The following is a 12,175-nucleotide window of genomic DNA, read 5'->3' as shown; positions in this document are numbered from 1 at the left end:
CACCGACGGCACGGTCGGGGTGCGGGCGCATCGCCGGATGGGTGAGCGGGTGGGTCAGCTGGCGGCGTTGGGTGAGCGGTTGGTCCAACATACCCACGGGTGGGTGGATGAGGCCGCGGGAACGGATCGGCTCGATCTGCGGCTGGAGGCGTGGGCCAGGCACCCCGACAATCAGCGGTTGGTGACGGCGTTGCCGCCGACGCGGTTGACCGATGAGGTCGAAGGCCTGATCGCGGAGCAGATCGAGCGGGTATGGGCCGCAGTGGTGGCACCGGTGACCGGCTCGCCCCGAGGGAACACGACGGTCCCGGACGCCGTCCGGGACGTGTTACGGGCGGTGTATCTGGCCGCCTGGGCCTTCTCTCGGGCACCGGACCGGCCGGTCATGCTTCACACACTCGATGGGCGGCAGTATGTCGACTTGTCCTCCGTGCGGTCTCAGAACGGGGAGGAGTTCACCCGGTTCCTGGCTGATCATGGCGGGGACGTGGCGTTGTTGTGGTCGGCGGACGGCCCGCTAGAGCAGGTCGGCCGGCTGCGGGAGAACCTTGGCGTGCCGCTACTACCCGAGCAGGTGAACGTGGTAGGGCGGGTGCCGGATCTGCCCGAGCAGCAGCGCGCCGAGTTGTTCTCCGCGGTGAACGCGTTCGGGCTGGCACGGCAGTGGTTGGAGGATCAGATCCGGTTGTTGCCGGCTCCGGCAGCGGTGTCGCAGGGACAGACCGGCGTGACCACACCACCACCCGCACCGACACCACCCGCCGGGGATGGCCAGGTTGTTCACGAGTGGGTGGCCGGCCCGCAGGGCGTGGCTCCGGTCGGAGGGCAACCGTCGGCGGGGGGTCTGCCGGAATGGATGCACCGGGGTGACCGCCGGGGTGAGGGACTACTGTGTCTGCTGGACTCGTTGGCGCAAACCCTGAATGTCCTGCGGCCGGGCGCGTATCCCGGGTTCGACAACGAGGAGACCCGCGCGAGGACGCTGCTGAACCTGATGGAACAGCGGCTGGGTTCCGATCATGTGGTGATCCGGGACCTGCGGTCCGGGCGCGGCGCCGACGTGTACTCGAATGGGTTCCTGAACGAGTTCGCGGAGTCTTTCCAGGTACGGGTCCAGGTCGTCGAACAAGGAAACGACCGCAGGTGGTATGGACACCCGGTGGTGGGACGGGACGGGAACACCCCGTTGATGTTGGTCGAGTTCGTCTCACCCGGTTCCGGTGGCCGGCTCGGCCCGTCCGCCGAGGAAATGGGCACGTTCTATCCGTTGTTCGTCGATGACGTTCATGCCTCCGCTCTCGGTGGTGCGGCCACCTTCACCGGGCATCTCATCCAACGGTGGGAAGCCCTTGGCCGCGGCCACGAGCAGCGCGTTGACAGGCTTGGAACCGCTGAGAGGGCGCTACCGCCCGCGACCGACCGCGGCCAGAACGACAGCCAGGAACGGTCCGTCCTGGACGCGCTGTCCCGCCGGTACCTCGACGGGATGCGGGACCTCAGACTCGCGCGACAGTCGCACGACATCAGCCAGTACGTCCGATCGGTGTCCGACCTCACGGCGTTGACCGGCCGGCTTGGCCAGGTCGAGGCAGCCGCCGCGGAGTTGGACCAGCACCTCCGACAGGCGGGAGCCGGTGCCGCCACACCACCAGCGGACGTGGTCAACGGTGTGGAGTTCCAGACGTTGGAGGGCCACACCAGCACGGTGTTGGCGTTGACGTCGTGGCAGGCGGCGCCGGGCCAGTGGCGGGTGGCCTCCGCCAGCACGGATCAGACGGTGCGGATCTGGGACGCGGTCACCGGTGAGGAACTCCTGACGTTGGAGGGCCACACCGACACGGTGGGGGCGGTGACGTCGTGGCAGGCGGCGCCGGGCCAGTGGCGGGTGGCCTCCGCCAGCACGGATCAGACGGTGCGGATCTGGGACGCGGTCACCGGTGAGGAACTCCTGACGTTGGAGGGCCACACCGACTGGGTGTGGGCGGTGACGTCGTGGCAGGCGGCGCCGGGCCAGTGGCGGGTGGCCTCCGCCAGCACGGATGAGACGGTGCGGATCTGGGACGCGGTCACCGGTGAGGAACTCCTGACGTTGGAGGGCCACACCGACTGGGTGTGGGCGGTGACGTCGTGGCAGGCAGGGTCGGACTGGCGGGTGGCCTCCGCCAGCGCGGACCGGACGGTGCGGATCTGGAACGCGGCCACCGGCGAGGAACTCCAGACGTTGGAGGGCCACACCGACACGGTGGGGGCGGTGACGTCGTGGCAGGCGGCGCCGGGCCAGTGGCGGGTGGCCTCCGCCAGCACGGATCAGACGGTGCGGATCTGGGACGCGGTCACCGGTGAGGAACTCCTGACGTTGGAGGGCCACACCAACCCGGTGGGGGCGGTGACGTCGTGGCAGGCGGCGCCGGGCCAGTGGCGGGTGGCCTCCGCCAGCACGGATCAGACGGTGCGGATCTGGGACGCGGTCACCGGTGAGGAACTCCTGACGTTGGAGGGCCACACCAACCCGGTGGGGGCGGTGACGTCGTGGCAGGCGGCGCCGGGCCAGTGGCGGGTGACCTCCGCCAGCGAGGACCGGACAGTGCGGATCTGGGACGCGGTCACCGGTGAGGAACTCCTGACGTTGGAGGGCCACGACGGCGCGGTGGAGGCGGTGGCGTCGTTGCAGGACGATTCGGGCCGGCGGGTGGTGGTCTCCGCCGGCTGGGACCGGACGGTGCGGTTGTGGTCCCTGCCCGATGGTGCTGCCGGGCCGGCGGGGTTGTCCGCCGTGCCGAATGGGCAGGTTGCCGCAGGAAACGATCCCGACCCCGTGACCGCGACCAGCGGCGTGGAGCTGACGGACCAGTTCGGCCGGATTGGGACAGCGGCCGCGGAGCGAGGCCAGCACCTGGGACAGGTGGGAGCCGGTGCCGCCACACCATCAGTGGACGTGGTCGACGGTGTGGAGTTCCTGACGTTGGAGGGCCACACCCGCGCGGTGGAAGCGGTGACGTCGTGGCAGGAGACGCCGAGCCAGTGGCGGGTGGCCTCCGCCAGCTGGGATCGGACGGTGCGGATCTGGGACGCGGCCACCGGTCGCCAGGTCCACACGTTGCAAGGCCACACCGGCCCGGTGTTGGCGTTGACGTCGTGGCAGGAGGCGCCGGGCCAGTGGCGGGTGGCCTCCGCCAGCTGGGATCAGACGGTGCGGATCTGGAACGCGGCCACCGGCGAGGAACTCCAGACGTTGCAAGGCCACACCAGCGCGGTGTGGGCGGTGACGTCGTGGCAGGCAGGGTCGGACTGGCGGGTGGCCTCCGCCAGCGAGGACCAGACGGTGCGGATCTGGAACGCGGCCACCGGCGAGGAACTCCAGACGTTGCAAGGCCACACCAGCGCGGTGCGGGCGGTGACGTCGTGGCAGGGAGAATCGGGCCCACGGGTGGCCTCCGCCAGCGAGGACCACACGGTGCGGATCTGGGACGCGGTCACCGGTGAGGAACTCCTGACGTTCGAGGGCCACACCGACTGGGTGCGGGCGGTGACGTCGTGGCAGGCAGGGTCGGACTGGCGGGTGGCCTCCGCCAGCGAGGACCAGACGGTGCGGATCTGGGACGCGGTCACCGGTGAGGAACTCCTGACGTTCGAGGGCCACACCAACCCGGTGCGGGCGGTGACGTCATGGCAGGCAGGGTCGGACTGGCGGGTGGCCTCCACCAGCGAGGACCAGACAGTGCGGATCTGGGACGCGGTCACCGGTGAGGAACTCCTGACGTTCGAGGGCCACACCAGCGAGGTGTGGGCGGTGACGTCGTTGCAGGGCGAGTCGGGCCGGCGGGTGCTGGTCTCCGGCAGCGCCGACCGGACGGTGCGGTTGTGGTCCCTGCCCGATGGTGCTGCCGGGCCGGCGGGGTTGCCCGCCGTGCCGGTTCATCCGGGAGACGACTCCGAATCGGTCGGGTCGGACTCCTCAGCGGATGTGGCTGGCGAGGCGGTACCCGGTGACGTGCTGCTGCCGCTGCTACCGAGTCAGATGTCGGCGGTTGAGGTGTCGGTGCGGTTCGGTTGGCTGGGCGGTGTGAACCCGGGCCGTGGAGGCGACTACGCCACCAACTGCGTTCTGACGGCGATCGGTACTGATATGTCGTTGGCGGACAGAGCGGGCTGGACGGTACCGCCCGAGGTGACGCTGCCGGTGGTGTGGTTGCAGCGGTACGCGGGGCGGCCGTTGGTGGAGGTGGCCGACTACGACGCGGTGGTGGCGGTCATGGCCGCGGCGGAGCCCGGCGCCCGGGGTGTGCTGGTCATGACCGGTGAGGACGGCACGATTCAACATGCCGTCAATGTCGTGCACGCCGATGACGGCAGGGTGGTGTTCCTGGACGGTCAGCGGGGCGGGCTGGCCCGGGGGCCCGCCCGTCCTGCCCGGTTGCGGTTCGTGGCGACCACCGACGGGGTGGGTGTCCCACGGTCGCCGTCGATGGTGGGAGACGCCGCGACCGTGACCGTTCCGGAACACCGGGATCTGGCCGGGATGGATGGGGCTGCCCAGCCTGATTCCACCGACCCGGCGGATTTTCGGGAGGGGCAGTCGTCCGAGCCAGTGGGCGCCGGATCAGGTGAGCAGACGGTGCAGGTTTCCGCCGCCGAGGTCGCCGCTGCCCGTGAGGATCTGATCGGGCGGTGGGAGGCTGTTGTCGTTGGCCACGCGGCGCGTATGGACCTCGTTGGGCCGTCGGAGCGTAGGACCGACGTCTTGGCTGGGCTGGTCGACCGGTACCTGGATGCGATGGATCTCAGCCGTGCGTGGGCGTCGCGTACCGTGGACGCCTACGTCAGATCGTTGCCTGCGGACAACCTCGGAGAGCTGGGGGTCCGGCTTGGCGAGGTTGAGGCAGCGGCCGCGGAGTTGGACCAGCACCTCGGACAGGCTCCCACCGGTGCTGGCACACCGCCGGCGGTGGTGTCCCCGCAGCTGCTGACCGGCCACACCGACGCGGTGTCGGCGTTGACGTCGTGGCAGGAGACGCCGGGCGAATGGCGGGTGGCCTCCGCCGACGAGGACGGGACGGTGCGGATCTGGGACGCGACCACCGGCCGCCAGGTCCAGACGTGGGAAGACCACACCGGCGGGGTGTTGGCGTTGACGTCGTGGGAGGAGACGCCGGGCGAGTGGCGGGTGGCCTCCGCCAGCACGGATCGGACGGTGCGGATCTGGAACCCGGCCACCGGCCGCCAGGACACGTTGCAAGGCCACACCAACACGGTGTCGGCGTTGACGTCGTGGGAGGAGGCACCGGGCCAGTGGCGGGTGGCCTCCGCCAGCACGGATCGGACGGTGCGGATCTGGAACCCGGCCACCGGCCGCCAGGTCCAAACGTTGGTAGGCCACACCGGCGGGGTGTTGGCGTTGACGTCGTGGCAGGAGGCGTCGGGCCAGTGGCGGGTGGCCTCCGCCGGCATGGATCAGACGGTGCGGATCTGGGACGCGACCACCGGCCGCCTGCTCCAGACGTGGGAAGACCACACCAACGAGGTGCCGGCGTTGACGTCGTGGCAGGCGGGGTCGGACTGGCGGGTGGCCTCCGCCAGCTGGGACGGGACGGTGCGGATCTGGGACGCGACCACCGGTCGCCTGCTCCAGACGTGGGAAGGCCACACCGACGGGGCGTTGGCGTTGACGTCGTGGCAGGAGACACCGGGCCAGCGGCGGGTGGCCGCCGCCGACGGGAACGGGACGGTGCGGATCTGGGACCCGGCCACCGGTCGCCAGGTCCAGATATTGGAAGGCCACACCGGCTCGGTGTACGCGTTGACGTCGTGGCAGGCGGGGTCGGGCGGGCGGGTGCTGGTCTCCGCCGGCGAGGACCAGACGGTGCGGTTGTGGCCCCTGTCCGATGCTGCGGGGCTGGCGGGGTTGCCCGCCGTGCCGGATGGGCGGGTTGCCGGCAGCGGGAACCTCGGCGACTGGGCCACCCACCAGGGGCCGGACATCGACTGGCAACCCTCCCTCGCACCCTCCCCGGCGGTGACCCGCACCGACGCCGACACTCTCCACACCGGCGACACCCTCCATCACCCGGCCCACGAGCCACCCACCACCCCCGCCCCACTCCACCCCGACCAACCCCAACCCCAACCCACTGCGGGCAGCCGGCGGGTGAGCGACCCGGCCGAGGCCCGGGCGCTGTTCGACCAGCACGCCGGCCACCTCGCCACCACAACGAGGCAGCGGGATGATCTGCGGTATTGGTGGCACGCCCTGATCGACCATATGGACGACAACGGGATCATCACCGCCAGCGAGTCAGCCCTCGCCGAGGCGACATCCACACCGCGGCGGGCGGTGCATGACCGGATCGGGGCATTGCGCGGCATTGGTCTGCTGCAGCTGGTCCAGGAAGGTCGCGGTCGCGTGGCGGCGCGGTACGGGGTGAGCGATCCGGGTCAGCCCCGGCAAGCACCGGTGCCGGGCCCTGCCCTCGGACCGGACCGCCCGCAGGGTGAGGACCCGTCCTGGCTGGACCACGGGGGTACGTTGCCGATGTCCGGGCCTGCACCTGCCTCGCCGGCGGGCACGGGTCTGCCAGGGCTGCCCGGGCCGTTGGACGACCCGGACGCCCCCACCGCGTCGTCCTGGCCGGCGGGGTGGGCGGAACCGGGGTGGCCGGTACCCGGCATGGGCGTGACCGACGGGCACGGTGCGGCGATGTCCACCGACTTCGACCAGCCGGGCATCGACGATCAGGCCAGCGACGGCGGGAACCTCGGCGACTGGGCCACCTACGAGGTGGACCCAGCCGGTTCGCTCGATGTGGACCCGGCCGATCTGCTCTATCTGCTTGAGGCCGTGGGCACGGAACCCGACCCCGCGCCGCAACCGATGGATCCGCCCCGGCCGCAGGCCCCGCCCGGCCCGACATCATGGTCGCCGCCCAACGGCGACCAGCCCAGCCAGTCCCCAGGGACTCAGTCGTTCCCGCCCGGACCGGGCATGCAGGATCCGGCACCTCAGTCGCCGATGTCCGGGCCTGCACCTGCCCCGCCGGCGGGCACGGGTCTGCCCGGGCTGTCAGGCCCGCTGGACGACCCGGACGCCCCCACCGCGTCGTCCTGGCCGGCGGTGGCCCGCACCGACGCCGGCACTCTCCACACCGGCGACACCCTCCATCACCCGGCCCACGAGCCACCCACCACCCCCGCCCCACTCCACCCCGACCAACCCCAACCCCAACCCACTGCGGGCAGCCGGCGGGTGAGCGACCCGGGCGAGGCCCGGGCGCTGTTCGACCAGCACGCCGGCCACCTCGCCACCACAACGAGGCAGCGGGATGATCTGCGGTATTGGTGGCACGCCCTGATCGACCATATGGACGACAACGGGATCATCACCGCCAGCGAGTCAGACCTCGCCGAGGCGACATCCACACCGCGGCGGACGGTGCATGACCGGATCGGGGCATTGCGCGGCATTGGTCTGCTGCAGCTGGTCCAGGAAGGTCGCGGTCGCGTGGCGGCGCGGTACGGGGTGAGCGATCCGGGTCAGCCCCGGCAAGCACCGGTGCCGGGCCCTGCCCTCGGACCGGACCGCCCGCAGGGTGAGGACCCGTCCTGGCTGGACCACGGGGGTACGTTGCCGATGTCCGGGCGGCCGGTACCTGCCTCGTCGGCGGGCACGGGTCTGCCAGGGCTGCCCGGGCTGCCCGGGCCGCTGGACGACCCGGACGCCCCCACGGCATCGTCCTGGCCGACGGGGCCGGTTCCCGCGTTCCTGACGGTTCGGGGTGTCGCCAGTGCTGCCGGGGACGCCGAGGCGGTGGTGGTGTATCCGGATGGTGTGGGCGCTGAGGTTGATCCGCGGGGTCTGTCTGTGGTGGCGCAGCGGCAGGCGGTGACGGATGCCGAGGCGTGGTCGGCGAGGGCGAGTGAGAGGACGGATCGGCCTGCGGCTGTCCTGCTGGACGAGGCGCAGGGCCGTGGTGGGGTGTGGCGGGTGGTGCTGGCGTTCGCCGATCGTGGGCCTGAGGGTGTGCTGGATCTGGTGGCGCGGTTGCTTGATGGTGGGTTGGGGGTGAGTGTGCCCGCGGCGGCGGTGATCGAGTTGTCGCCGTACGGTGCTGATCCGCGGGTGGAGCCTTCGACGTTGGTCCGGGTCGCGGCGCTACGGGCGGCGCGTAACCAGTCGGGGGCGGTGGCGATCCGTGCCCGGTATGTGGCGGGCGCGGTGGCGAGGTCTGTTCCTGAGGGCCTGACGCCTACCGATTTCTCGGGTCGGGACACGTTCGCGGGTGGGGCGTTGCTGTGGGAGTTCCAGGCCCGTCCGATGCGTCCGGGCGAGGCCCGTGCGGCTGTGTTCTGGCGGGAGGTGGCGGGATTGGCCGGTGAGCATGCGCCGTACCTCCTGCCGACGGATCGGCGTTGGGCGCGGTTCGGGCAGCGGGCGGCCTCGTATATGCGGAATTGGGTGTTCCCTCCGGTGCCGTCGTCAGGGCTTGGTCGTTGGCGGGTGGTGGAGCTGCGGCAGGCGGAGTTGCACGGGGAGAGTGTGGCCTCGGCGACGCCGGACGTGGGGCCGGTGGGGTGGGTGCCGGATGGTGCGCGGGTGTTCGTGGTGGGTGTGCCGCAGTCGCGTCCGGTGCATCCCGGGGCGGTCGTGTCGACGTTGTTCGACACGTTCCTGAACAGTGCGTTGCCGCCGGTGGAGTCGGGGTTGCGGGAGCCGGTGTATGTGGTGGTGCACGGGTTCGGTGGGCTGGCGTCGCCGGTGGTGTTGGCGCATGTGGCGGAGGACGACCTGTGGCCGGTGCGGATGGGTGAGATGGTCACCGGCCAGCCGCCGGTCGGCATACGGGAGGTGTCGAATCTCGCCGAGGCGGAGGGGTGGACTCGTGTGCGGGCCGAGTTGCCCACGATCGCGGCGGCGGTGCGACCGGGCGGGGCGGCTGAGGCATGGCGGGCTCGGGAAGCGGAGCTGACGGTAGCGCTTCCCGATGTGACCGTGACGGATCCGGTGGCGGTCGACCTGTCAGACCCGGACACCGACGGCACGGTCGGGGTGCGGGCGCATCGCCGGATGGGTGAGCGGGTGGGTCAGCTGGCGGCGTTGGGTGAGCGGTTGGTCCAACATACCCACGGGTGGGTGGATGAGGCCGCGGGAACGGATCGGCTCGATCTGCGGCTGGAGGCGTGGGCCAGGCACCCCGACAATCAGCGGTTGGTGACGGCGTTGCCGCCGACGCGGTTGACCGATGAGGTCGAAGGCCTGATCGCGGAGCAGATCGAGCGGGTGTGGGCCGCGGCGGCGGCACCGGTGACCGGCTCGCCCCGAGGGGACGCGACGGTCCCGGACGCCGTCCGGGACGTGTTACGGGCGGTGTATCTGGCCGCCTGGGCCTTCTCTCGGGCACCGGACCGGCCGGTCGTGCTTCACGCACTCGATGGGCGGCAGTATGTTGATCTGTCCCGCGTGCGGTCTCAGAACGGGGAGGAGTTCACCCGGTTCCTGGCTGATCATGGCGGGGACGTGGCGTTGTTGTGGTCGGCGGACGGTCCGCTAGAGCAGGTTGGCCGGCTGCGGGAGAACCTTGGCGTGCCGCTACTACCCGAGCGGGTGAACGTGGTGGGGCGGGTGCCGGATCTGCCCGAGCAGCGGCGCGCCGAGTTGTTCTCCGCGGTGAACGCGTTCGGGCTGGCGCGGCAGTGGTTGGAGGATCAGATCCGGTTGTTGCCGGCTCCGGCGGCGGTGTCGCAGGGGCAGACCGGCGTGACCACACCACCACCCGCACCGACACCACCGGTCGGGAATGGCCGGGTTGTTCACGAGTGGGTGGCCGGGCCGCAGGGCGTGGCTCCGGTCGGAGGGCAACCGTCGGCGGGGGGTCTGCCGGAGTGGATGCACCGGGGTGACCGCCGGGGTGAGGGACTACTGTGTCTGCTGGACTCGTTGGCGCAAACCCTGAATGCCGTGCGGCCGGGCGCGTATCCCGGGTTCGACAACGAGGAGACCCGCGCGACGGCGCTGCTGAACCTGATGGAACAGCGGCTGGGTTCCGATCATGTGGTGATCCAGGATCTGCGGTCCGGGCGCGGCGCCGACGTGTACTCGGGTGGGTTCCTGAACGAGTTGGCGGAGTTTTTCCAGGTACGGGTCCAGGTCGTCGAACAAGGAGACGACCGCGGGTGGTATGGACACCCGGTGGTGGGACGGGACGGGAACACCCCGTTGTTGTTGGTCGAGTTCGTGTCACCCGGTTCCGGTGGCCGGCTCGGCCCGTCCGCCGAGGAAATGGGCACGTTCTATCCGTTGTTCGTCGATGACGTTCATGCCTCCGCTCTCGGTGGTGCGGCCACCTTCACCGGGCACCTCATCCAACGGTGGGAAGCGCTTGGCCGTAGCCACGCGGATCGCATTGACAGGCTTCAAGCCGCTGAAAGGGCGCTACCGCCCGCGACCGACCGCGGCCAGGACGACAGCCAGGAGCGGTCCGTCCTGGATGGGCTGTCCCGCCGGTACCTCAACGGGATGCGGGACCTCAGACTCGCGCGGCAGTCGCAGGACATCAGCGAGTACGTCCCATCGGTGTCCGACACCGCGGCGTTGAGTGGACGGCTTGGCCGGGTTGAGGCAGCGGCCGCGGAGTTGGACCAGCACCTCGGACAGGTGGGAGCCGGTGCCGCCACACCATCAGTGGACGTGGTCGACGGTGTGGAGTTCCGGACTTTGGAGGGCCACACCCGCGCGGTGGAGGCGGTGACGTCGTGGCAGGGAGAGTCGGGCCCACGGGTGGCCTCCGCCGGGGGCTGGGACCGGACGGTGCGGATCTGGGACGCGGTCACCGGTGAGGAACTCCTGACGTTGAGAGGCCACACCAGCGCGGTGCGGGCGGTGACGTCGTGGCAGGGAGAGTCGGGCCCACGGGTGGCCTCCGCCAGCAGGGACCGGACGGTGCGGATCTGGGACGCGGTCACCGGTGAGGAACTCCTGACGTTGGAGGGCCACACCAGCGCGGTGCGGGCGGTGACGTCGTGGCAGGAGACGCCGGGCCAGTGGCGGGTGGCCTCCGCCAGCGAGGACCGGACGGTGCGGATCTGGGACGCGGTCACCGGTGAGGAACTCCGGACGTTGGAGGGCCACACCGACTGGGTGCGGGCGGTGACGTCGTGGCAGGCGGGGTCGGACTGGCGGGTGGCCTCCGCCAGCGAGGACCGGACAGTGCGGATCTGGGACCCGGTCACCGGTGAGGAACTCCGGACGTTCGAGGGCCACACCGACACGGTGGGGGCGGTGACGTCGTGGCAGACGGGGTCGGACTGGCGGGTGGCCTCCGCCAGCAGGGACCGGACAGTGCGGATCTGGGACCCGGTCACCGGTGAGGAACTCCTGACGTTCGAGGGCCACACCGACACGGTGGGAGCGGTGACGTCGTGGCAGACGGGGTCGGACTGGCGGGTGGCCTCCGCCAGCAGGGACCGGACAGTGCGGATCTGGGACCCGGTCACCGGTGAGGAACTCCTGACGTTCGAGGGCCACACCGACACGGTGGGAGCGGTGACGTCGTGGCAGGACGATTCGGGCCGGCGGGTGGTGGTCTCCGCCGGCGACGACCAGACGGTGCGGTTGTGGTCCCTGCCCGACGGTGCTGCCGGGCCGGCGGGGTTGCCCGCCGTGCCCGGTGGGCGGGTTGCCGGCAGCGGGAACCTCGGCGACTGGGCCACCCACCAGGGGCCGGACATGGACTGGCAACCCTCCCTCGCACCCTCTCCAGCGGTGACCCGCACCGACGCCGGCACTCTCCATGCCGGCGACACTCCCCATCACCCGGCCCACGAGCCACCCACCGCCCCCGCCCCACTCCACCCCGACCAACCCCAACCCCAACCCACTGCGGGCAGCCGGTGGGTGCGCGACCCGAATGAGGCCCAGACACTGTTCGACCAGCACGCCGACCACATCGCCACCACAACACGGCAGCGGGAACAGCTGCGGCAGTTGTGGAACGCCCTGATCGACCATATGGACGACAACGGGATCATCACCGTCAGCGAGTCAGCCCTCGCCGAGGCGACATTCACACCGCGGCGGACGGTGCATCACCTGATCGGGGTATTGCGCGGCAGTGCTCTGCTGCGGCTGGTCCAGGAAGGTCACGGCCGCGTGGCGGCGCGGTACGGGGTGAGCGATCCGGGTTAG

At 71.0% G+C, this 12,175-nt stretch carries 1 protein-coding gene (running past one end of the window); it reads left to right on the top strand.

Features of this window, described 5'->3' with window-relative positions:
* Positions 1-12,175, top strand: partial view of a toxin glutamine deamidase domain-containing protein gene (locus GA0074694_RS17580; RefSeq protein WP_141714182.1) — the 3' portion only. It extends 19,658 nt beyond the left edge of the window; the window shows 12,175 of its 31,833 coding nt (coding positions 19,659-31,833); its start codon lies beyond the left edge, outside the window; its stop codon occupies positions 12,173-12,175.

The organism is Micromonospora inyonensis, assembly GCF_900091415.1.
Classification (GTDB): Bacteria; Actinomycetota; Actinomycetes; order Mycobacteriales; family Micromonosporaceae; genus Micromonospora; species Micromonospora inyonensis.
The sequence above is the reverse complement of the archived record's forward strand: the minus strand, read 5'-3'. Positions and strand labels throughout refer to the sequence as shown.